At 74.3% G+C, this 23,934-nt stretch carries 14 protein-coding genes; 12 read left to right on the forward strand and 2 right to left on the reverse strand.

What is annotated here, in order from left to right:
• Nucleotides 1-3 precede the first annotated feature (3 nt).
• Nucleotides 4-1,470: a carboxyl transferase domain-containing protein gene (locus tag OG871_RS30255; RefSeq protein ID WP_371501164.1), complete on the reverse strand. Its 1,467-nt coding sequence runs from the start codon at nucleotides 1,468-1,470 to the stop codon at nucleotides 4-6.
• 405 nt (nucleotides 1,471-1,875) lie between these two features.
• Here OG871_RS30255 and efeO point away from each other — a divergent pair, with 405 nt between their 5' ends.
• The 9 genes from efeO (at nucleotide 1,876) to OG871_RS30300 (ending at nucleotide 12,575) form a co-directional block, all read left to right on the forward strand.
• A complete protein-coding gene (gene efeO, locus OG871_RS30260) occupies nucleotides 1,876-3,015 on the forward strand; it encodes an iron uptake system protein EfeO (protein ID WP_371501165.1) in 1,140 nt (379 codons plus the stop codon).
• Between the two features lie 86 nt (nucleotides 3,016-3,101).
• Entirely contained in the window at nucleotides 3,102-4,400 is a 1,299-nt protein-coding gene (efeB, locus tag OG871_RS30265) for an iron uptake transporter deferrochelatase/peroxidase subunit (protein WP_371501166.1), read from the forward strand.
• 34 nt (nucleotides 4,401-4,434) lie between these two features.
• On the forward strand, nucleotides 4,435-5,277 hold the full coding sequence (efeU, locus tag OG871_RS30270; RefSeq protein WP_371501167.1) for an iron uptake transporter permease EfeU: 843 nt from the start codon (nucleotides 4,435-4,437) through the stop codon (nucleotides 5,275-5,277).
• Between the two features lie 452 nt (nucleotides 5,278-5,729).
• Nucleotides 5,730-7,274 (forward strand): amino acid adenylation domain-containing protein, encoded by a 1,545-nt coding sequence (locus OG871_RS30275; protein ID WP_371501168.1) that lies wholly within the window; start codon nucleotides 5,730-5,732, stop codon nucleotides 7,272-7,274.
• Complete coding sequence (locus OG871_RS30280; protein WP_371501169.1) at nucleotides 7,264-7,482, forward strand: phosphopantetheine-binding protein; 219 nt, start codon at nucleotides 7,264-7,266, stop codon at nucleotides 7,480-7,482. Before OG871_RS30275 ends, OG871_RS30280 begins: the two co-directional genes overlap by 11 nt.
• The gene (locus OG871_RS30285) at nucleotides 7,482-8,816 is read left to right on the forward strand and encodes a flavin monoamine oxidase family protein (RefSeq protein ID WP_371501170.1); all 1,335 of its coding nucleotides are present in this window, start codon (nucleotides 7,482-7,484) and stop codon (nucleotides 8,814-8,816) included. The genes OG871_RS30280 and OG871_RS30285 overlap by 1 nt, the downstream gene beginning before the upstream one ends.
• A gap of 52 nt (nucleotides 8,817-8,868) precedes the next feature.
• Nucleotides 8,869-10,593 carry a class I adenylate-forming enzyme family protein gene (locus OG871_RS30290; RefSeq protein ID WP_371501171.1) on the forward strand — a complete coding sequence of 575 codons (1,725 nt, stop codon included), beginning with the start codon at nucleotides 8,869-8,871 and terminating at the stop codon, nucleotides 10,591-10,593.
• Entirely contained in the window at nucleotides 10,590-11,975 is a 1,386-nt protein-coding gene (locus tag OG871_RS30295; protein WP_371501172.1) for a KamA family radical SAM protein, read from the forward strand. Before OG871_RS30290 ends, OG871_RS30295 begins: the two co-directional genes overlap by 4 nt.
• A 3-nt stretch (nucleotides 11,976-11,978) precedes the next feature.
• Entirely contained in the window at nucleotides 11,979-12,575 is a 597-nt protein-coding gene (locus tag OG871_RS30300) for a TIGR03086 family metal-binding protein (protein WP_371501173.1), read from the forward strand.
• 34 nt (nucleotides 12,576-12,609) lie between these two features.
• On the opposite strand, the gene paaI is transcribed toward OG871_RS30300, so the two are convergent.
• On the reverse strand, nucleotides 12,610-13,047 hold the full coding sequence (paaI, locus tag OG871_RS30305) for a hydroxyphenylacetyl-CoA thioesterase PaaI (RefSeq protein ID WP_371501174.1): 438 nt from the start codon (nucleotides 13,045-13,047) through the stop codon (nucleotides 12,610-12,612).
• A gap of 217 nt (nucleotides 13,048-13,264) precedes the next feature.
• On the opposite strand from paaI, the gene OG871_RS30310 reads away from it, so the two are divergent.
• The 3 genes from OG871_RS30310 (at nucleotide 13,265) to OG871_RS30320 (ending at nucleotide 23,909) form a co-directional block, all read left to right on the forward strand.
• The gene (locus tag OG871_RS30310) at nucleotides 13,265-13,426 is read left to right on the forward strand and encodes a hypothetical protein (RefSeq protein WP_371501175.1); all 162 of its coding nucleotides are present in this window, start codon (nucleotides 13,265-13,267) and stop codon (nucleotides 13,424-13,426) included.
• 149 nt (nucleotides 13,427-13,575) lie between these two features.
• Complete coding sequence (locus tag OG871_RS30315) at nucleotides 13,576-18,459, forward strand: amino acid adenylation domain-containing protein (protein WP_371501176.1); 4,884 nt, start codon at nucleotides 13,576-13,578, stop codon at nucleotides 18,457-18,459.
• Complete coding sequence (locus OG871_RS30320; RefSeq protein WP_371501177.1) at nucleotides 18,456-23,909, forward strand: amino acid adenylation domain-containing protein; 5,454 nt, start codon at nucleotides 18,456-18,458, stop codon at nucleotides 23,907-23,909. The genes OG871_RS30315 and OG871_RS30320 overlap by 4 nt, the downstream gene beginning before the upstream one ends.
• The last annotated feature ends 25 nt before the right edge of the window (nucleotides 23,910-23,934 follow it).

Raw genomic sequence — 23,934 nt, forward strand, 5'->3', positions numbered from 1 at the left:
CGGCTACCGCGGGGAGCCGAGCCGGCGGTGGCGCAGGGCGCGGGCCGCGAGGCGCTCGGGGGCGGGGACGGCGGTCAGGTCGGTGAGGGCGGCGGCGACGGCGTGGCCGACGCGGGCGCAGAAGGCGGCGGGCTCCTCGGCGGCGTCCGGCAGTTCGGCGACCACCTCGTCGACCAGGCCGACGGCGGCGAGGTCGGCGGCGCCGATGCCCTGGGAGCGGGCCAGCTCGGCGGCGTGGTCGCCGTCGCGGTGGACGATCGCGGACGCGCCCTCGGGCGGCAGCGGGGCGAGCCAGGCGTGCTCGGCGGCCAGCACCCGGTCGGCGGGCAGCAGCGCGAGCGCGCCGCCGCCGGAACCCTGGCCCAGCAGGACGGCGAGGACGGGCGTGCGCAGGGCGACCAGGGTGGTCAGGCAGCGGGCGATCTCGATCGCGATGCCGTCCAGCTCGGCCTCGGCGGAGAGTTCGGCGCCCGCGGTGTCCACCAGCGTCACCAGTGGAAGTCCGAGCTGCTCGGCCATCCGCGCGGAGCGCCGCACCAGCCGGAGGTCGGCCGCCGTGAACGGCCGCGCGCCGGTGCCTTCCTGGCGCTGCTGACCGACCACCACGGCGGGCCGGCCGTCGAACCTGACCAGGGCCCGGACGAGCGCGCCCTCACCGTCCAGCGAGAGCAGGCCCTCGGCGGCGCGGTCCAGCAGCTGCCGGGCGCCGGGGCGGTCCGGGCGGCGGGTGCGGCGGACGGCGTCCCACGGGTCCGGCGCCTGGGCCCGGGGCGCCGGACCCGGCGGTACCGCTTCGGCGGCCGGCGGTTGCGCCAGCACGTCCAGGGCCCGCCGCAGCACCTCGCGCAGGTGCTCCTGCGGCACCACGGCGTCCAGCAGCCCGCGGGCGGCCAGCGTCTCGGCCAGCTGGACGTCCGGGGGGAGCGGTTCGCCGCGCAGCTGCTCGTACACGCGGGGGCCGAGGAAGCCGAGCCGGGCGCCCGGTTCGGCGAGCACCAGGTGGCCCAGCGTGCCCCAGGAGGCGAAGACCCCGCCCATCGTGGGGTTGCGCAGGTAGCTGAGGTACGGCAGGCCGGCGGCCTGGTGGGCCTGCACGGCGGCGGTGACCCGCACCATGCACAGGAACGCCGCGGCGCCCTCCTGCATCCGCGTCCCGCCGGAGACCGGCAGGGCGATCAGCGGCAGCCGTTCGGAGGTGGCCCGCTCGACGGCGCGGGTGATCCGCTCCGCCGTGGCGACCCCGATCGAGCCGCCCAGGAAGGCGAACTCCGAGGCCACCAGCGCCACCGGACGCCCCGCCAACAGGGCCCGGCCGGTGGTGACGGCCTCGTCCAGCCCGCCGGCCCGTTCCCGGGCCCGGGCGAGCGCCGCCCGGTAGCCGGGGTCCTCGGGTGGCGCGCCGAGCGGCTCGTCCCAGCAGACGAAGCTGCCCGCGTCCACGATCCGCCCGATCAGCTCACGCGCTGCCACCGTGCCTCCTCCGTCGAGCCCGAACCCGAACACCGCGCCCAACCCTAGGGGTGGCGGCGCGAACCGGGCTGTGACGCCGGTCGCAGCGTGCCGGTGCGGCGGTGGACCTGCCCGATCTGCCCGTCCCGTGCGGTGGCGCACCGTCATGGCGCCCAGGCGGCACAACCGTTGGGCGCGGCAGGGCACTTCGGCCCCCGTGCTCCGCGCCCCGCCGGGCCGCGTCCCGCCCGGCCACGAATTGGTAAAACCCCGGCCGGAGGTCGGGGGCGGTGTGGACGGCGCGTTGAGCTGCTTCTAAGGTATGCCTCAGCTAACTGGACGGCCGGGGGGTCGAGCACCTGCCCGGCCGTCCTTTTTGCTGCCCTGTACATGCCAAGCCTGTCGACCCTCGTCAGTGGAGTTCTCATGTCCGCCCGTCGCCGTTCCGCCGCAGTCACGCTGCTCTCCATCGCCGTGGTCGGCGCCGCCCTCGCCGGCTGCTCGAAGAAGGACGACGCGGCCTCCTCGGACGCGATCCAGGTGAACGCCTCCGACACGGCCTGCGAGCTGTCGAAGACCACCTTCCCGAGCGGCCAGGTCAAGCTGTCCGTGCACAACAAGGGCTCCAAGCCGACCGAGGTCTACGTCTACGCCGCCGGCGACAAGATCGTCACCGAGCGGGAGAACATCGGCCCGGGCACCCACGTCGACATCGCGGCCGAGATCAAGGCGGGCAGCTACGAGGTCGCCTGCAAGCCGGGCATGACCGGTGACGGCATCCGCCAGAAGATCACCGTGACCGGTGACGGCGGTGCCACCGCCAAGGCCGACAGCCGTCTGCAGGACGCCGTCGCGGCGTACCACAAGTACGCGCAGGAGCAGGCCGACGCGACGATCCCGGTGGTCGAGCAGTTCGCCGCCGCGATCAACGCCGGTGACATCGAGAAGGCCAAGGGCCTGTTCGCCGCCTCGCGGGTCGGCTGGGAGCGCACCGAGCCGGTCGCCGAGAGCTTCGGCGACGTCGACCCGAAGACCGACACCCGTGAGGACGGCCTGGAGCCCGGCCAGGAGTGGACGGGCTGGCACAAGCTGGAGAAGTCCCTCTGGGCGGACAACGCGATCACCGACGCCGACAAGAAGCTCGCCGACCAGCTGGTCGCCGACCTGAAGGACTGGCAGAAGAAGATCCCGACGGCGGAGATCACCGCCACCAGCATGGCCAACGGCGCCAAGGAGCTGCTGGACGAGGTCGCCACCGGCAAGGTCACCGGCGAGGAGGACCGCTACAGCCACACCGACCTGTCGGACTTCGCCGCCAACGTCGAGGGCGCCAAGAAGGCGTACGACCTGCTGAAGCCGGTGGCCGCGGAGAAGGACGCCGAGCTCGCGAAGACCCTGGACACCGAGTTCGCCGCGATCCAGACCCTGCTCGCCAAGTACAAGCAGGGTGAGATCTACACCTCGTACGACAAGGTCACCGAGGCCGAGCGCAAGACCTTCGCCGACTCGGTGAACGCGCTGGCCGAGCCGCTCTCCAAGCTCGCCGCCGCAGTCGTCGTCAGCTGACCCGACCCCGCCAGCCACCCTGCCGTGGCGGCCCTCGGGCCGTCACGGCAGCCGTGCCCCCACCCCCTCGTCGCGAAGGACCCCTGATGAACACCGAGACCACCGGCGACTTCGAGCCCGGGCAGCCCACCGCGCCGAGCGGTGAGCCGCGTGGGTCGGTGAGCCGACGCGCCGTCATCGGCTGGGCCGGCGCCGGAGTGGCGCTGGGCGCCGCGGCCGCCGGCTCGGTGGCCGTCGCCGCCGGTGCGGGCGGCGAGGCGGCCCCGGCGGCCGCGCCGACCGCCGACATCCCGTTCTTCGGCGAGCACCAGGCCGGTATCGCCACGGCCGTCCAGGACCGGCTGCACTTCGCGGCGTTCGACGTCGTCACGGGCAACCGCGACGCGCTGGTGAAGATGCTCAAGGAGTGGACCAAGGCGGCCGCCGCGATGACCGGCGGGCGTGAGGTCGGCACCGGGGCGACCGGTCTGGCCGAGGCGCCGCCGGACGACACCGGCGAGGCGCTCGGCCTGCCGTCCTCCCGGCTGACCCTGACCATCGGCTTCGGCCCCAGCCTGTTCGAGAAGGACGGCGTGGACCGGTTCGGCCTGAAGGCCAGGCGCCCGGAGGCCCTGATCGACCTGCCGAAGTTCCCGCACGACAACCTGGACCCGAACCGCAGCGGCGGTGACATCTGCGTCCAGGCCTGCGCGGACGACCCGCAGGTCGCGGTGCACGCGATCCGCAACCTGGCCCGGATCGGCATGGGCGTGGTCAACGTCCGCTGGTCCCAGCTCGGTTTCGGCAAGACCTCCTCGACCACCCCGGACGCGCAGACCCCGCGCAACCTGATGGGCTTCAAGGACGGCACCCACAACATCTCCGGGACGGACGCCGACGCGCTGGGCAAGCACGTCTGGGTCGCCGGCGGCGAGGGCCCGGAGTGGATGACCGGGGGCTCGTACCTGGTGGCGCGCCGCATCCGGATGCACATCGAGACCTGGGACCGCACGCCGCTCAAGGAGCAGGAGGACATCTTCGGGCGCACCAAGCGCGAGGGTGCCCCGTTCGGGAAGCAGCAGGAGCGGGACACCCCGGACCTGAAGGCGATGCCCGAGGACTCCCACGTGCGCCTCGCCCACCCGGACAGCAACGACGGCCTGATGATCCTGCGCCGCGGTTTCTCGTTCACGGACGGCACGGACGGTCTGGGCCGGCTGGAGGCGGGCCTGTTCTTCCTCGCGTACCAGCGTGACACCCGCAAGGCGTTCGTGCCGCTGCAGCAGCGGCTGGCCGCGTCCGACGCGCTGAACGAGTACATCCAGCACGTCGGTTCGGCGCACTTCGCCTGCCCGCCCGGAATCCGCAAGCCCGGCGAGTGGTGGGGCCAGGCCCTGTTCGGCTGACCCCCGCCCCGTACAACCCCCCGAGGAGAGCGCCGTGTTCGGCAACTACCTGATCGGCCTGCGCGAGGGCCTCGAAGCCAGCCTCGTCGTCTGCATCCTGATCGCCTACCTGGTCAAGACCGGCCGCCGCGACCGGCTCACCCCGGTCTGGACCGGCATCGCCGCGGCCGTGCTGCTGAGCATGGCGTTCGGCGCGGTGCTGCAGTACGGCTCGACCCAGATGACCTTCGAGGCCCAGGAGGCCCTCGGCGGCTCGCTGTCGATCATCGCGGTCGGGCTGGTCACCTGGATGGTCTTCTGGATGCGCCGTACCGCCCGGCACCTGAAGAGCGAGCTGCACGGCAAGCTGGACGCGGCCCTCGCCATGGGCACCTTCGCCCTGGTGACCACCGCGTTCCTGGCGGTCGGCCGGGAGGGCCTGGAGACCGCGCTGTTCATCTGGACGGCCGTCCAGGCCACCAGCGACGGCGTCCGCCCGCTGGTCGGCGCGCTGCTGGGCCTGCTCACCTCGGTGGTGCTGGGCTGGCTGTTCTACCGCGGTGCGCTGAAGATCAACCTGGCCAGGTTCTTCACCTGGACGGGCGCGATGCTGGTCGTCGTCGCGGCCGGCGTGCTGGCCTACGGCGTCCACGACCTGCAGGAGGCCGGCTGGCTGCCGGGGCTGCACAGCCTGGCCTTCGACATCAGCTCCACCATCCCCAAGGACAGCTGGTACGGCACGCTGCTCAAGGGCGTCCTCAACTTCCAGCCCGACCCCTCGGTGTTCCAGGTGGTGGTCTGGGTGGCGTACCTGGTGCCCACCCTGTTCCTCTTCCTGTGGCCGGCCGGCAGCACCGGGCCGCGCCCGGCCGCGCCGGTCGAGTCGGCCGCCGCCTGACCCGACCGCCCGTGCGAGCGCCCCGTCCCCGGCCCCGGGGGCGGGGCGCTTCGCTGTCCGGGCCCGGTCCGGCCCCGCGGGGCGCGTCTCCCCTGTCGTACCGCCTCCGGCGCAGGGCGCGGCGGTGCGCCGAACCGCGACGGCGGTAAGGCGAGTTGCCGGGTGTATCCGGTAGCGCCGTCTTTACCCGGGGAGTTTGCCGGGATCACGCCCGCCGGAGCGCCGGACCTGCGGATGTGACGTAGCGTCAGAGAGTGGCGTCGCACCGTTCGCCAATTCGCTCAGGACCCTTGCGCCGCAGGTGAATTCACGTGTGGATTGGCAACTTGCAAACCGTTGTGGGCGCCCCATCCCGCCGGTACAGTCCATGAATTGCCGGGGCGCAATGGGGCGCGGTACGGATCGGTAGGGGAGCGGTCATTTTAGGGACTCGTGGTGTCGGTCCGGTCGCCTTGGACCTGATTGACGCGTTCACGCAAATTGCCGAGAGCCATTCCGGGCGGACGGCGGTGGTCCACAATGGGCGCCCGCTGAGCTATCGGCGGCTCAACGAGCTGGTCGGGGAGTCGGCATTGCGGCTGGGGTGCCGGCCGGGAGTGGTTGGTGTCCGAACTTCCCGCTCTCCCGGCGTGGTGGCGGAGCTGCTCGGTGTGCTGGCGGCGGGCGGGACGTACTGCCCGATCGATCCGGCCTTTCCGGCCGAACGGCAGCGGGCGATGGTCGCCGCGGCGGGCTGCCGGAGCGTGGTCGACGCAGAATCGATCCTGCCCGCGAAACCGGGCGTCGTGCCGGTCGACTTCACCGACCTGCTGAGCCCCGCCGGTCCGGCGGATCCGGTCGTCGCCGAGAGCCCGGCCTACCTGCTCTTCACCTCCGGCTCCACCGGCGGCCCGAAGCCGGTGGTCACCCCGCGCCGGGCGATCGCCACCGTGGTCCACGCGCTCCGCGAGCTGTTCGACCTGCGCCCGACCGACCGGGTGCTGCAGTTCGCCTCGCTGAACTGGGACACCTGTTTCGAAGAGATCCTGCCCGCCCTCACCGCAGGCGCCTCGCTGGTCTTCGACGACGAGGCCTACACGGGCTCCTTCCCGCGCTTCCTGCGGATGGTGGAGCGCGAGCGGATCACCGTCCTGGACCTCCCGACCGCCTACTGGCACGAACTGGTCCGCCACCTGACGGAGGACGGCCTCGCGCTGCCGCCCGGCGTCCGCCTGGTGGTCATCGGCGGCGAGGCGGCGAGCCCCGCCCGGCTGGCCGACTGGTGCGAGCTGGCCACCGCCGACATCCGGCTGGTCAACACGTACGGCAGCACCGAGACCACCCTCATCACGCACGCCGTCGACCTGCACGGCCCGCGCGCCGCCCGGTTCGAGCGGCCCTGGCGCGAGAGCGCCCGGGTGCCGATCGGCCTGCCGCTCCCGCACGTCCTCGAACGCATCGGTGAGGACGGCGAGTTGATGATCGGCGGCCCGGCGCTCGCGCTGGGCTACCGCGGTCTGCCGGAGGCCACCGAGGCCAGGTTCGGCACCGGCGAGGAGCGCTGGTTCCGGACCGGCGACCGGGTCGAGCGCGCGCCGGACGGGATGCTCCTGCACCACGGCCGGCTCGACGACGAGCTGAAGGTGCGCGGCATCCGGGTGGACCCGGCCGAGGTCGAGGCCCACCTGCTCGGACACACCGGGGTCGAGGCCGCGGCGGTCGCCGGAGTCACGCTGGCCGGCCGCACCACGCTGGTCGCCTACGTCGTCCCGGCCCCGCGCACCGACCCGGCCGCCCTGTCCGCCGCCCTCCGCGGCCACCTGGCGGACCGGGTGCCGGCCCACCTGGTGCCCGGGCGGATCACGGTCGTTCCCCGGCTCGCGTACACCGCCAGCGGAAAGATCGACCGGGCGGGCTCGCACCGCCGGTACGAGCAGGAGCGGCAGCGACGGCAGCCGCAGGACGACACCCGCGCCCGGACCGGGCACGAGGTCAAGGAGGGCTTCGATGAGTGTTGACACGGTAATCGCGATCTTCTCCCGCGTCCTGGAGACCGACGGGATCACCGCGGACTCGGACTTCTTCGCGCTCGGCGGCGACTCGCTGATCGCCACCCGGGTGCTCAGCGCGGTCGCCCGGGAGTCCGGTGCGGAGCTGTCCTTCGAGGACTTCCTGGCCGCCCCGACTCCCGAGGCGCTGGTCAAGAGGGTCGCAGGTACCGCCTGATGCGCGTGGTCGTGGTCGGGGCCGGCCTGGCCGGGCTCACCGCCGCCGCCGACCTGGCGGCCGGCGGTGCGGAGGTCACCGTCCTGGAGGCCCGCGACCGGGTCGGCGGCCGGATCCGGGGGGTCGAGGTCGCGCCCGGCAGCTGGGTGGACGCCGGCGCCGCGTACCTGGGGGAGCGGCACACCGGGCTGCTCGCGCTGATCGAGGAGTACGGGCTGAAGACCGCCCCGACCGAGCTGGTCGGGGACAGCCGCTTCGCGCTCGGCGCCGAGGCCGACGGCACCCGGGCCGGGCGCTTCCCGCCGCTGAGCGCCGTCGCCCTGGGCGGGATGTTCGACCTGCTCGACGAACTCACCGCCGCCGTCCGGGTGGACGCCCCCTGGCTCACCCCGGACGCCGCCCGGCTGGACACCCTCACGGCCGCCGACTGGGCCGCGCAGCACCTCACCCACCCGGACGCCCGGCTGTTCTTCCCACTGTTCCTCGGCGAGATGATGGCGGCCGACCCGGCCGAGGTGTCCGTCCTGCACATGGCCTTCTACCTCCGCTCCGGCGGCGGTGTCCGCTATCTCAACGCCTTCGAGGGCGGTGCCCAGCAGGACCGGGTGGCCGGCGGGGCGCACCTGCTCTGCGAGCGGATCGCCGAGCGGCTGGGCGACCGGGTGCGGCTGTCCGAGCCCGTCCGGGCCGTCCACCAGGATCCGGCGGGCGTCACCGTGCACTCCGCGAGCGGGGCCACCCGCGCCGACGTGGCCGTGGTGGCGCTGCCGCCGCTGCTCGCCGACGCGATCGAGCACCGGCCGGCGCTCGCGGCCCGCCGCAGCAGCGAACGGACGGCCCGCGGCTGCGCGGTCAAGGTGCAACTGGTGTACCCGGAGCCCTACTGGCGGGCGCACGGCCTGTCCGGCTGGTCGGTCAACGCCGAGGGCCCGCTGCTGTCGACCGTCGACGACTCGCCGCCGGACGGCGGTGCGGGCGTGCTCACCGGCTTCGTCACCGGGGCCGAGGCCCACCGCTTCGCCGCGCTCACCCTCGACCGGCAGCGCGCGGAGGCCGTCGCCCAGGCGGGCCGGCTGTTCCCGCAGCTGCCGCCGCCGCTCGCCTGTCACGTCACCGACTGGGTCAACGAGGAGTACAGCCGCGGCTGTTACGCGGCGCTGCTCGGCCCGGGCGACTGGACGGCACTCGGCCCGGGGCTGGCGGCCCCGCACGGCCGGGTGCACTGGGCCGGCACCGAGACCGGCACCGAGTTCTTCGGCCTGATGGAGGGCGCCGTCCGCTCCGGCCACCGGGTGGCGGCCGAGCTCCTCGCGCCGCCCCGGGCCCGGCCCTGAAACCGTACCTGCTCTGAACTCCGTCCAGCTTCCGTACTGTTGGGAGATCACGATGCACGAAGCCAGCTCGATAGCCCCGCTCGCCGCCCGACGGCAGCTGATGGACGAACCCGGCCTGGGCGCCGGCAACTTCCTGGACCACGCCCTCGCGGTGAACCCGAACCGGGCCGTCCCGTTCGCCTTCGGCCACCACACCGACCACCGCGGCCAGGTGGTGCTGCGCGGCCACAGCCTGCTCGACCTGGCCGCGCTGCGGGACAGGTACGCCAAGTGGTACCGGGCGAACGGGGTCAGGCCCGGCGAACCGGTGGGCATCGTCGTCGCCGAGGGCCTCGAACCGCTGCTGCACTTCCTCGCGCTCACCGCGCTCGGCGCGGTGCCGGCCCTGGTCAACGACGCGATGCGGCCGGACGTCATGGTCCGCTACCTCGACCACGTCGGTGTGGTCGGCATCGTCGCCGACGACCCGACCCGGCTCGCCGCCGCCTACCGGGCCGACCCGCAGCGCCGCCCCCGGTTCGTCGCGCTCGCCGCCGAGGTCCAGGCGTTCGACGCGGAGTCCGTCGCACTGCCCGAGGAGTACCCGTACCGGCACGCCGCCGACGACGTGGTGGCGCTGATCCACTCCTCCGGCACCACCGGCACCCCGAAGTCGACGATGCTCGCGCACCGCCAGTTCTGGGACGGGAAGCAGCCCCGGATGGTGCGCTTCCCGGCGGAGCCGTACGACCGGCTGATGTCGCTGATGCCGCACACCCACGCGGGCGGCCTGAGCTACTTCCTCACCGCCACGCTGCTCGGCCTGCCGACCGTGGTGATGGGCGACTGGCGGCGGGCCGTGGTGGAGCCGGTGATGGAGGCGTTCCGGCCGACCATGGTGGCGTCCTTCCCGCGGACCTTCGTCGAGCTGGCGACCGGTGAACTCCCGGTCGCCGGAGCGGCCAGGGTGCACTCCTGGTTCAACACCGGGGACTCCGCGCACCACGGGCACATCCGGCGGCTCGTCCAGCTCGGCGAGCGGCCGGCCGGACTGATCAGGCCCTGGCTGCTGCCGCAGGAGCGGGCCGAGCAACCGGCCCTGCCCGGCTCGCAGTTCGTCGACGGGCTGGGCTCCTCCGAGATGGGCATGGCGCTGTTCGGCCAGGTCACCTCACCGGAGACCGAGCGCAACGACCGCTGTGTCGGCAAGCCGCTGGAGGTGGTGCGGAAGGCCGCCGTCCTGGCCGAGGACGGCACCGAGCTGCCGGACGGCGAGGTCGGCCTGCTCGGTGTCGTCACCCCCTCCCGTACCCCCGGGTACTGGAACAATCCCCGTCTGACCAGCAGCTTCGAGCTGGCCGGCTACTGGCTCACCGGGGACGTGGCCCGCCGGGACGCCGAGGGCCGGTTCTACCACCTGGACCGGACCGTCGACGTGATCGACACCGTGGACGGCCCGCTGTACAGCCTGCCGGTCGAGGAGGTGCTGCTCGCCGACTGCGCCGACCTGGTGCAGGACTGCTCGGTGGTCGGTGTCCCCGGCCCGGACGGATCGGGCCAACTTCCCATCGCCGTGGTCCGGTTGCAGGCCGACGCGGAGGGCGCCGACGCGGAGACCGTCCGGGCTGCGGCCGGCAAGGCGCTCGGCGCGGCCGGCCTGCCCGGCCTCGCCGCGGTGAGCATCGCCCGCGAGCCCGCCGACTTCCCGCTCGGGCCCACCGGCAAGGTGCTCAAGCGCGAGCTGCGTACCCGCTTCGCCACCCTGTTCGCCGGCGGTCCGGACAGCCCGGACCGATGACCGACCACACCGCCCGGCAGCCGTACCAGTACGTCCGGACCCCTCTGGCCGAACCGGACTGGCGCCGGCTGCCGGGCTGGCGCGACGTCACCGTGGCCCAGTGGCGCGACGCCCAGTGGCAGCGGGCGCACTGCGTCAAGAACCCCGCGCAGCTGCGGGCCGTCGTCGGCGATCTGCTGACCGACCCGTTCTACGAGGAACTGGCCGCGGACCGGCGCCGGTTCGCCACCATGTCGATGCTGGTCCCGCCGCAGATGCTGAACACCGTGGCACCCGCCGCCCGGACCGAACCGCGGGCCTACACCGAGGCGTTCCTGGCCGACCCCGTCCGGCGCTACCTGCTGCCGGTCCGGGCCGACCGCGACCCGGACTGGCCCAGCCACCCGCTGGCCGAGCGGGACTCGCTGCACGAGGCCGACATGTGGGTGGTGGAGGGCCTCACCCACCGCTACCCCACCAAGGTGCTCGCCGAGCTGGTCTCCACCTGCCCGCAGTACTGCGGGCACTGCACCCGGATGGACCTGGTCGGCAACTCGACCCCGCAGGTCGCCAAGGCCCGGCTGATCCTGCGGCCGGCCGACCGCCGGGAGCAGATGCTGGACTACCTCAAGCGGATGCCGCACGTGCGGGACGTGGTGGTCTCCGGAGGCGACGTCGCCAACGTGCCCTGGCGGCAGCTGGAGAGCTTCCTGATGCGGCTGCTGGAACTCTCCTCGGTCCGCGACATCCGGCTCGCCACCAAGGCGCTGGTCGGCCTGCCGCAGCACTGGCTGCAGCCCGAGGTGGTCGGGGGGATGGCCCGGGTGGCCTCGGTCGCGGCCCGCCGGGGTGTCAACCTGGCGGTGCACACCCACGCCAACCACGTCCAGTCGGTGACCCCGCTGGTCGCCGAGGCGGCCCGGGCGATGCTCGACGCCGGGGTGCGTGACGTCCGCAACCAGGGCGTGCTGATGCGCGGGGTGAACGCCTCGGTGGGGGACCTGCTCGACCTCTGCTTCGCGCTCCAGGGCGAGGCCGGCATCCTGCCGTACTACTTCTACCTGTGCGACATGATCCCCAACGCCGAGCACTGGCGGGTCGCCGTCCACGAGGCGCAGCGGCTGCAGGAGGGGATCATGGGCTACCTGCCCGGCTACGCCACTCCCCGGATCGTCAACGACGTGCCCGACGTGGGCAAGCGCTGGGTGCACCAGGTGGTGGACTACGACCGCGAGCGCGGCATCTCGTACTGGACCAAGAACTACCGGACCGAGCCCGAGGCCCGGGCCGCCACCGGCGCGGACGACGCGCTGGAGCGCCGGTACCCGAGCTACGACCCGATCTCCACCCTCCCCGAGTCCGGCCGCCGCTGGTGGGCGGACCGGTACGGCAGAAAGGCCTGAGCGATGCTCGAACTCCACCGGCTGGCGCTGCGGCACAGCGTCCGCGCCGTCGACCTGGTCCGGGACGACCAGTGGGAGCTGCCGACCCCCTGTGCCCAGTGGGACCTGCGGCAGCTGGTGGAGCACATGACCGCCGAGAACCTCGGGTTCGCGGCGGCGGCGGAGGGGGAGCGGGAGGACCGCACCCCGTGGGAGTTCCGGGCCTCCGGGGCGGGCCTGCGGGCCGACTACCGGGCGTCCGCGGCGCGCGTGGTCGCCGCCTTCGGTGAACCCGGGGTGCTGGAAGGGGAGTTCTGGCTGCCCCGGATCAAGGACACGGTGACCTTCCCGGCCCGGCAGGCGGTCTCCTTCCACCTGCTGGACTACCTGGTGCACAGCTGGGACGTCGCCGCGGCGCTCGGGCACCCGGTCGACTTCGAACCCGAACTGGTGCGGGAGGTCGCCGTGATCGCGGAGCGGGAGGTGCCGGACGGGCCGCGGCGGCTGCGGCCGGGGGCGGGGTTCCGCCCGCCGGCCGCGGTGCCGGTGGGCGCGACGGAGCTGGACCGGCTGCTGGCGGCGCTCGGGCGTTCGCCCCGCTGGCCGCGGCGGTCCGGCTGAGTGGGCGCGGCCGGGCGGGGCGGGCGCGGCCGGGTCAGCCGGAGCGGAACTCTCCGGAGAGCATCACGCTCTGGCCGCGGAACTCCGCGACCACCGTGCCGTCGGCCTGCCGGACGGTGACGTCGTAGACCCCGTGCCGGCCGGCCCGGGTGCGCTCGACCGCCTCGGCCGTCAGCTCGTCCCCGACGGCGGCCGGCCGCAGGAAGCTGACCTGCGCGCCCTGGGCGACGGTGACCGGCCCGTGGGTGTTGCAGGCGAACGAGAACGCGGCGTCGGCCAGCAGGAAGACGAAGCCGCCGTGCGCGATCCCGTGTCCGTTGACCATGGTGTCGGTCAGCCGGAGCCGGACCACGGCCCGGCCGGGTCCGACGGCGCCGAGCGAGATCCCCAGGGACCGGCAGGTCGGATCCCGGTCGTACAGGGCCTTGGCCCGGGAGATGCTCAGGGCGAGCGGATCGCTGTCCGTGCTCATGGCCACCTGCGCTCTCGCTGTGTTCGGCCCCGGGCGGAGGCCCGACCGCATTAGATCGGCAACCGCGGTGACTGTCAACGATCGTGACCCGGTAACTCCGCTGCCATTCAAGAGAATGGACGGACCGTCATGGTTCCGTCTGCTTGTTGCGGCCATGCCATTTAGTGGAACGCTTTCGTTTATCGGGTGTTGACGGCGCCGCCCTAGTCTCCTCGCCATGCCTCATTCCCAGCCTGCGCGCGAACAGCTCACCGACCATGACGCGGTCAACTTCCAGACCCTGATCGCGCGGCTCAATGCCTCGTTGGCGGCGGACCGGGCGGCGGTCGCGGGAGGTGCTGATGAATCGTCAAAAATGACCGTGGACACGTCACAATGACCCGCTCAGGGGAGTGACCTTTCCGGCATATCGAACGTGTGTCGGCAATGTACTGGTCATCTCCAGGACTTTCCCCCACCATCTCCCATGGCGCACCGCCCCGATTCCTCGGCCACAAGCCGGAACAGGGCCACACCTCAGGAGAGTTGATGAGTTCCATCGGACTTCCTCCGCTCGACCCGGCCGCACCGCTGGCCGACCTGGTCGAGGCGCAGGTCCGTCGCACACCCGACCGCACCGCGCTGATCGACGGCGGGAGCCGCCTGACCTACCGCGAGCTCTGGTCGGCCGTGCAGCAGCTGGCGTCCGCCTTGGCCGACGCCGGCGTACGGGCCGAGACCCTGGTGGGAGTCTGTCTGCCCCGAACGTCCGACCTGGTGGTCGCCGTCCTGGCGGTGCTCCGGGCGGGCGGAGCGTACGTACCGCTGGACCCGGCCTACCCGCGGGACCGGCTGGAACTGGTGATCGGCGACGCCGAGGCCCCGGTGGTGATCACCGACAGCGCCCGTGAACACCTGCTCGCCACGGCCGGAGCCAAGCTGCTCCACATCGACGGGGCCCGGCACGCCCCCGCCGTCACCGAGTTCCCCGACCCGGGCCCCGACGCACTGGCCAACGTGCTGTACACCTCCGGCTCCACCGGCCGCCCCAAGGGCGTCGCGGTCACCCAGCACGGCGTCAACGCGCTGCTCCGCTGGGCCGCCGGGCTGCTCGGCCCGCAGGACGTCGCCGGGGTGCTGTTCGGCACCTCGATCTGCTTCGACCTCTCCGTGTACGAGATCTTCCTGCCGCTCTCGGTCGGCGGCACGGTGGTGCTGGCCCAGAACGTCCTGGCCCTGCCCGACCTGCCCGCCCGGGACGAGGTCACCCTGGTCAACACCGTGCCCAGCGCGATGGGCGCCCTGCTGCGCGGCGGCCGCGGCCTGCCCCCCAACGTCCGGGTGGTGAACACCGCCGGCGAGCCGATGTCCCGCCGCCTCGCGGACCAGGTCTACGCCCAACCTCAGGTCCAGCGCCTGTACAACCTGTACGGACCCACCGAGGACACCGTCTACTCCACCTGGTGGCCGGTCGGCCGCGACCAGACCTTCGAACCGCTGCTCGGCCACTTCCTGCCCGGCACCACCGGCCTCATCCTGGACGAGCACCGCCGGCCCGTCGCACCCGGCGGTATCGGCGAGCTCTACCTGGCCGGTGACGGGCTGGCCCGCGGCTACCACGGCCGCCCCGACCTCACCGAGCAGAGCTTCGTCACGATCGACGGGCGGCGCTGCTACCGCACCGGCGACCTGGTCCGGCTGCGCCCCGACGGCAACCTGGAGTCCCACGGCCGTACCGACCACCAGGTCAAGGTCCGCGGCTTCCGGGTCGAACTCGCCGAGATCGAGGCCGTGCTCTCCGGCCACCCCGGCGTCCAGGCGGCCGTGGCCGTCGTCCAGCGGGACGAGGCCGGCGACTACCTCGCCGCGTTCGTCCAGCCGGACCAGGGCGCCGAACCCGCCGTCGCCGCCCTGCGCGAGCGCTGCGCCGCCGCGCTGCCCGGCTACATGGTGCCCGCCGCCATCGAACTGCTCGAACGCTTCCCGCTCACCCCCAACGGCAAGGCCGACCGCCGGGCCATGCCCGTCGCCGCCCGCGCCCGCACCGCCCAGGAGCACTACGTCGCCCCCCGCACACCGACCGAGACCCGGATCGCCGAGCTGTGGCGGTCGGTGCTCGGCGTCCCGCAGGTCGGGGTGCACGACGTCTTCCTCGACCTGGGCGGCCACTCGCTGCTCGCGCTGTCCGTCCTGGCCCGGATCGAGCGCGAGTTCCAGGTCCGCGTCCCGCTCGGCGAGTTCTTCGCCGCCCCCACCGTCGCGGCCCTCGCCGTCCGGGTCGCCAACGGCGCCGGCGGGCAGCCGCCCGCCGAGCCGCCGCGCCGCGAGAGCGGCCGGCCCGCCCGCGCCACCTCCTTCCAACGCGAGCTCTGGCTGCACGAGTCGGTGCTGAGCGGCACCGCCCTCTACAACGTGCCGCTGCGGATCCGCGCCACCGGCCCGCTGGACCCGGAACGTCTCGCCCGCGCACTCACCGACCTGGTGAGCCGGCACGAGGTGCTGCGCACCGCCCTGGCCGGCCGCGACGGCGAGCTCTCCGTCGAGATCCGCCCGGCCTACCGGGTCGACGTCCCGGTGCTCGACCTGCCCGGCGCGGACGAGGCCCGGATCGAGACCGCGCTGCGCGCCGAGGCCGCCCGCCCGATCGACCTGGCCCAGGGCAGGCTGCTGCGCGCCCTGGCCCTGCGGATCGGCGAGCACCACCACGAACTGCTGCTCACCGTGCACCACGCGGCCGTGGACGGCTGGTCCAACGGCGTCCTGCTGGCCGAACTCGGCCGCGCCTACCAGGGCCTGGCCCGCGACCCGGAGCTCCAGTTCTCCGACGTCGCCCACTGGGAGGAGCGGGTCGTCACCGCCGGCCGCCCCGAGGCCCGGCGCTGGGCCGGCCGCCTCGCCGGACTCGACGCCGACCAGCACCTGCCCGGCGACCGCCCGCACCCCGACCCGCACGACGCGACCGGCGTCCGGACGGCCCGTCGGCTCGATCCCGAGCTGCTGAAGACGGTCGAACGCTGGGGCGCCGAGGAGGGCGCCAGCCTGTACATGACGCTGCTGGCGGCGCTCGGCGCCGTCGTGCACCGCTACACCGGGCGCACCGACGTCGCCGTGCTGACGCCGTTCGCGGTCCGCCCGCTGCCCGAGCTGGAACAGGTGCTCGGCCCGCTCACCAACACCGTGGCGCTGCGCCTCGACGTCCGCGGCACCGAGTCGTTCCGGCAACTCGTCCGCCGGGTACGGCCGGTGGTGCTCGACGCCGCCGACCACTGCGGACACCCCGCCGGCGAGCAGGTCCACTACGCCGACGCCGCGCGGGGGCTCACCGCCACCCCGTTCGCCCAGATCATGCTGGCGGTCCAGAACCACCCCGCCGCCGGCGCCGAACTCGGCGACCTGAAGCTGGACTTCGTGGCGGAGGTCTGCAACGGCACGGCCAAGACCGACCTCTCGCTGTTCCTGGAGTTCCCGGCCGACGGGCCGCTGCTGTCCGCCGAGTACCGCACGAGCCGGTACGACGAGCCCTCCGTCCTGGCGGCCGTCGACCACCTGCTGACCCTGGTCGCGCACGCGGTGGCCGAGCCCGACCGCCCGATCGCCGAACTCGCGATGCTCTCCGAGGCCGAACGGCGGGCCGCCGTCCCCGAACCGGGCGAGCCCCCCGCGCCGGAGCCGACCCTGCCCGAGCTGGTCGCGGCCCAGGCCGCCCGGACCCCGGACGCGATCGCCGTCGCGGCCGCCGACGGCACCCTGAGCTACGCCGAACTCGACGCTGCGGCCGACCGGTTGGCCCGCCGGCTGCGGGTCGGGGGAGCCGCCCCCGGCACCCTGGTCGCGGTCGCCGTGCGGCGCGGGCGACTGCTGCCCGCCGCGCTGCTCGGCGTGCTGCGCAGCGGCGCCGCCTACCTGCCGCTCGACCCCGACCAGCCGGTCGCCCGCAACCGGGCGGTGCTCGCCGACGCCGGTGCCGGTCTGCTGGTCGGCGAGGTGGAGACCGCCGCCGACGAGCTGTTCGACGGCCGGCCCGTGGTCCTGGTGGACGACCCGCAGGACGCTCCCCCGGCCGCTGACCCGGGGGCCGTGGCAGGACCGGAGGACCCGGCCTACCTGCTCTACACCTCGGGCTCCACCGGCCGGCCCAAGGGCGTCTCGGTCCCGCACCGCGCGATCGTCAACTTCCTGCGGTCGATGGCCCGCGAGCCCGGGATCACCGACCGGGACGTGGTCGCCGCCGTCACCACCGTCACCTTCGACATCGCCGGCCTGGAGCTGTGGCTGCCCCTGCTGCTCGGCGCCCGGGTCGAGATCGCCGACCGGGCCACCGCCACCGACGGCCGCGCCCTCGCCGACTGGCTGGAGCGACGCGGGGTGACGGTGCTGCAGGCCACCCCGGCCACCTGGCGGCTCCTGTTGGAGGCCGACTGGCCCGGCCGCGCCGGCCTGCTGGCCCTGTGCGGCGGCGAGGCCCTCACCGGCGACCTCGCCCGCTCCCTGCTCCGCCGCTGCCGCGAACTGTGGAACCTGTACGGCCCGACCGAGACCACCGTCTGGTCGACGGCCCAGCGGGTGGACGCCCACCTGGCCGCCCGCGACGCCGTGGTGCCGCTCGGCGCCCCGATCGCGCACACCCGCCTGCACCTGCTGGACCCGGCCGGGCACCCCGTACCTCCCAACGGCGTGGGCGAACTGTGCATCGCCGGCGCCGGCGTGGCCCTCGGCTACCACGGCCGTCCCGAGCTGACCGCCGAGCGGTTCGTCCCCGAGCCCGGCGGGCCGGACGGCGCGCCGATGTACCGCACCGGCGACCTCGCCAGCCGGCGGCGCGACGGCCGCCTGGACTACCTCGGCCGCGCCGACCGCCAGGTCAAGCTGCGCGGCTTCCGGATCGAGCCGGGCGAGGTCGAGGCCGCGCTGACCGGGCTCCCCGGCGTCACCGCCGCGGCCGTGGGCCTGCGCAACGGGCCGGCCGGGCCCGTCCTGGCCGCCCACGTGGTCACGGACGGCAGAACCGGCGAGGAGCTGCGCACCGCGCTCGCCGCGCACCTGCCCGACCACCTGGTACCCGCCGTCGTGATGCCGCTGGAGGCGCTCCCGCTCACCCCGGCCGGCAAGGTGGACTACGCGGCCCTGCCGGAACCGCGGTTCGGCGGCGCCGGCGCACCGCCCGAGGGCGACTGCGAGGAGCTGCTCGCCGAGCTCTGGCAGGAGGTCCTAGGCCTGACCGAGATCGCCCGGTCCGACGACTTCTTCGCGCTCGGCGGGCACTCGCTGCCCGCGATCCGCCTGGTCGCCCGGGTCCGCGACACCTTCGAGACCGAGCTGCCGCTGCGCGCGGTCTTCGAGTCCAGGACGCTGGCCGCGATGGCCCGCCGGATCGAGGACCTCCTGCTCGGCGAGCTCGACGCCGACCTGCAGACCGCGGGGGAGACCCGATGACCGTCGACGAGAGCACCGCCGTCCCCGCCGCCGCCGGCCGGCAGGAACTGCTCCGGCAGCGCCTCGCCAGGGCCCGGGCGGCCAAGGCCGCCCACCGCGGCATCACGCCCCGGCCGGACGGCGCCGCCGCCACGCTGTCCTTCGCCCAGCGCCGGATGTGGTTCCTGGCGCAGTACGAGCCGGACAGCGGCGCGTACAACATCCCGCTCGCGCTGCGGATCTCCGGCGAGCCGGACACCGCCGCCCTCGCCGCCGCGCTGACCGACCTGGTCCGGCGGCACGAGGTGCTGCGCACCGTGTACCCGTCCGCGGACGGCCGCGTCCGGCCCGAGCTGCACGGCGCCGAGCGGTTCGCGCTGACCACCCTCGACCTCCCCGCCGCCGAGGCCGACGCCTGGCTCGCGGACGAGGCCCGGCGGCCCTTCGACCTCGCCGCAGACCTCCCGGTCCGGGCCGCACTGCTGCGCACCGGCGACGGCGGCAGCGTGCTCAGCCTGGTGCTGCACCACATAGCCGCCGACGGCTGGTCGATCGGCGTGCTCTGGCGCGACCTCGCCGAGGCCTACACCGCCCGCCTCGCCGGCCAGGCCCCCGAGGCCGCGCCGCTGCCCGTCCAGTACGCCGACGTCGCGCACTGGCAGCAGACCGTCCTCGCCGAGGAGCTGACCCGTCAGCAGTCCTGGTGGCAGGAGCGGCTGCGCGGCGCCACCGCCACCGTCACGGTGCCGGCCGACCGGCCCCGGCCGGCCGTGGCCGGCAGCCGCGGCGAGCGGATCGCCCTCGCCCTGGGCATCGAGCGCTCCCGCCGGATCAGGGCCCTCGCCGAGCAGACCGGCTCGACGGTCTACATGGTGCTGCTCGCCGCCCTGCAGACCGTGCTGTCCCGCTACACCGGCGCCGAGGACGTGGTGGTCGGCAGCCCGGTCGCCGGGCGGAACCGCAGCGAGACCGAGCCGCTGATCGGCTGCTTCGTCAACACCCTGGCGATGCGCACCGACCTCTCCGGCGACCCCACCGTCCGCGGCCTGCTGGAGCGCGTCCGCGAGGGCACCCTCGGCGCCTTCGCCCACCAGGACCTGCCGTTCGAGCGGCTGATCGACGCACTCGGCCTGGAGCGCGAGCTCGCCCACACCCCGCTCTTCCAGGTGATGCTGAACGTCCAGAACGACGCGGCCGAGCGGCCCGCGCTGCCCGGCGTCGAGGTCGACTGGCTGGACGTCGGCACCGGCACCGCCAAGTTCGACCTGTCGATCGCCGTGGTGGACGGCGGCGGCGAGCTCACCGGCGACCTGATCTGGCGCACCGAGCTCTACGACGAGCCGACCGTCCGCCGCACCCTCGGACACCTCACCACCGTGCTCGACGCCATGGCGGCCGACCCGGACCGCCCGCTGGCCGACCTGCCGCTGCTCACCGCCGCCGAGGAACGGCAACTCGCCGCCTGGGACGACACCGCCCGCACCTGGGACCTGACCGGCACCCTGCACGGACTGATCGAGGAGCAGGCCCGCCGCACCCCGCACGCACCCGCCGTGCTCGGCGCCGACGGCCGGCTCAGCTACGCCGAACTCGACCACCGGGCGAACGAGCTGGCGCACCGGCTGGTCGCCCTCGGGGTCGGCCCGGACCGCCCGGTCGGCCTGTTCGTCGAGCGCTCGGCCGCCCTGGTGGTCGGCATGCTCGGCATCCTCAAGGCCGGCGGCGCCTACCTCCCGCTCGACCCGGTCTACCCGGACGAGCGGATCCGGGCGCTGCTCACCACCGCCTCGGCCGCCGCCGTGGTGACCACCGCCGACCTCGCCCCCAGGACCGCCGACGCGGCGCCCACCGCCCTGCTCCCCGGCCTCGACGTCCCGACCGGTCCGCCCGTCGGCCCGCCCGCGGTCGAGGTCCGCCCCGAGCACCTCTGCTACCTGCTCTTCACCTCCGGCTCCACCGGTGCGCCCAAGGCGGTCGCCGTCGAGCACCGCAACTACCGCAACTACCTGCACGGACTGCGCGAGCGGCTCGCCGCCCCCAGCGGCGCGGTCACCCCCGCCGAACCGTGGAACTGGGCGCTGGTCTCCACCTTCGCCGCCGACCTCGGCACCACCAACGTCTTCGGTGCCCTCACCGGCGGCGGCTGCCTGCACCTGCTGACCCGCGACCAGGCCACCGACCCGGACGCCTTCGCCGGCTACCTGGCCGCCCACCGGATCGACGCGATGAAGCTGGTCCCCAGCCACCTGGAGGGCCTGGCCGCGCACGGCGACCGGCTCGCCGAGGTGCTGCCCGGCCGGCTGCTGATCTGCGCCGGCGAACCGCTGCGCCCCGATCTGGTGGCCCGGATCCGCGCCGCCGCGCCCGGGCTGACCCTGCACAACCACTACGGCCCGACCGAGACCACCGTCTCGATGCTCGGTGACGCCGTCCCCGCCGAGCTCGGCGACGCCGTCACCGCGCCACTCGGCCGCCCCTTCGGCAACGTCGGCGCCCACGTCCTGGACGGCCGCCGCCGGCCCGTCCCGGTCGGGGTGCCGGGCGAGCTGTACGTCTCCGGCGGCGGTGTGGCCCGCGGCTACCTCGGCCGCGACGACCTGACCGCCGAACGGTTCCTGGAGCTGCCGCAGGGCCGCGCCTACCGCACCGGCGACCTGGTCCGCCGACGGCCGGACGGCGCGGTCGAGTTCCTCGGCCGGGCCGACCACCAGGTCAAGATCCGCGGCTTCCGGGTCGAGATCGGCGAGGTCGAGGCGGAACTGACGGCCCGCCCGGAGGTCCGCGAGGCCGTGGTCGTCACCCGCGGCGAGGGCGCCGCCCGCGCGCTCGTCGGCTACGTCGTTCCGGCCGCCGGCCCGGTCGACGCCGCCGCCCTGCGCGCCGCCCTGCGCGCCCGGCTGCCCGACTACATGGTGCCCGCCGCGCTGGTGGTGCTGGACGCCCTGCCGCTCACCGGCAACGGCAAGGTCGACCGCGCCGCCCTGCCCGAACCGGCCGCCCCGCAGCGGCCGGCCGGCGCCGGCGCGGCCCTGGCGACGCCCACCGAACACCAGGTCGCGGACGCCTTCCGGCAGGTCCTGCAGACCGAGGAGATCGGTGCCGAGGACGACTTCTTCGCCCTCGGCGGCGACTCGTTCACCGCCGTGCACACCGTCCGCCTGCTCGCCCGGGGCCTGTCGGTGATCGACCTGTTCCAGCAGCCCACCGTCCGCGAACTCGCCGCCCTGCTGGACGACCGCGCCACCGGCACCGGCCAGGAGGGCCCCCGCCGGCTCCTGCACCGGCTCACCCGCTCCACCGCGCCCGCCGCCCTGACCGTGGTCTGCGTCCCGTACGGCGGCGGCAGCCCGGTCACCTTCCAGCCCCTGGCGGACGCACTGCCGGCCGGCCACCGGCTGTACGCCGTCGAACTGCCCGGCCACGACCCGAGCCGGCCCGACGACGACCTCGCCGACCTCGACCGCCTCGCCGACCTGCTGGTCGAGCAGATCACCGAGCGGATCGACGGCCCGGTGGTGCTCTACGGCCACTGCCTCGGCGGCGCGCTCGCCACCGCCCTGGCCTCCCGGCTGGAGGCCGCCGGCGGCGACCTGCGCGGCCTGGTGCTCGGCGGCACCTTCCCGGCCGCCCGCCTGCCCGGCCGCTTCGCCGAGTGGCTGGCCAAGCGGCTGCCCGGGGACCGGATGCTCTCCAACCGCTCCTACCTCGACTACCTGCGGGCGATGGGCGGCTTCACCGACGTCTACGACGCGGACGAGCAGGACTTCCTGGTCCGCGCGCTGCGCCACGACGTCCGGCAGGCCGAGGACTTCTACACCCGCGCCTACGGGGACGGGCGCCCGGCGCCGATCACGGCCCCGATCCTGTGCGTGGTGGGGGAGAAGGACCGCGCGACCCTGCTGTACGAGGAGCGGTACGCCGAGTGGGAGCACTTCGGCGAGCGGGTCTCGCTCGCCGTGATCCCCCGGGCCGGGCACTACTTCCTCAAGCACCAGGCGGCCGAACTCGCCCGGGTGCTGACCGGGTGGACGGCCGCGCCGCCGCCCGCGGCCGAGGCCCCGGCCACCCGGTCGGCCCGCCCCGACCTCGGCACCTTCGCCAAGGTCGCGATTGGCCAGTTCGTCTCGATGATCGGCACCGGGCTGTCCACCTTCGCGCTCGGCGTCTGGGTCTACCTGCGGACCGGATCGGCCTTCGACTTCGCGATGATCTCGGTGGTGGCGGTGCTGCCCGCCGTCCTGCTGCTGCCGATCGCCGGCGCCGTGGCGGACCGGACCGACCGGCGCAAGATCATGATTGTCACGGACACCGTCGCCGCCCTCGGCATGCTCTCCCTGGGCCTGCTGCTCTGGACCGACCTGCTCCAGCTCTGGCACGTCTACCTGGTCGCCTGCATCGGCTCGACCTGCACCGCCTTCCAACGCCCCGCCTACCTGGCGGCCATCACCCAGCTCGTCCCCAAGCGCTACCTCGGCCAGGCCAACGGACTGGCGCAACTCGGCGCCGGCGCGGGCGACATGATGGCGGTGCTGGCCGGCGGCGTGCTGGTCTCGCTGATCGGACTGCACGGGGTGGTGCTGTTCGACATGGCCACCTTCCTGGTCGGCGTGAGCGCGCTGCTGATGGTCCGCTTCCCCGACACCATGTTCGAGAAGCGGGAGGAGCCCCTGCTGCGCGAGGTGGTCACCGGCTGGCGGTACATCGTCCGGCGGCACAGCCTGGTCGCGATGGTGGTCTTCTTCGTGGTCTTCAACTACCTCTTCGCGGTCGTCACCGTGCTGGTCACCCCGATGGTGCTGGCCGCCGGCTCGGCGGTCGAACTCGGCGTCGTCACCGCCGTCGGCGGCGTCGGCGCGATGACCGGCGCCCTGGTGATGGCCCTGTGGGGCGGCACCCGGCGCCGCTCCGTCGGCATGATCGGCTTCACCTCGGTGGTCGGCGCGGCCGCGGTGCTGGCCGGCATCCGGCCGCAGCCGGTCTTCGTGGCCTGCGGGCTGTTCGTGCTCTGGGGATCGCTGATGATCCTCAACTCGCACTGGATGGCGCTGATCCAGACCAAGGTCGGCATGGAGCTCCAGGGCCGCGTCCTGGCGACCAACCAGATGCTCGCGATGTCGATGATGCCGCTCGGCTTCCTCACCGCGGGCCCGCTGTCGGACCACGTCTTCGAGCCCCTCATGCGGCCCGGTGGCGCCCTCGCGGACTCCCTCGGCCTCCTCCTCGGCGCCGGCCCGGGCCGGGGCGCCGGCCTGCTGCTCGTCCTGGTCGGCCTCGCCCTCGCCGGCTGGGGCCTGCTCGGCCTCGCCTACCGCCCGCTGCGCCTGATCGAGGACCTCCTCCCGGACGCCGTCCCCGAGCCCGAGATCGGCGACAAGGACACCATCCAGGCCGAGGCCGACCGCCTCCTCGCCCACACCCGCCACGCCACCGAACCCGGCCCGCCCCGGATCCCCGCCGGCACCCCCTCCTGACGCGGGGCCGCCTCCCGCCGGTCGG

Origin of the sequence: Kitasatospora sp. NBC_00374 (assembly GCF_041434935.1) — a bacterium.
GTDB lineage: Bacteria > Actinomycetota > Actinomycetes > Streptomycetales > Streptomycetaceae > Kitasatospora.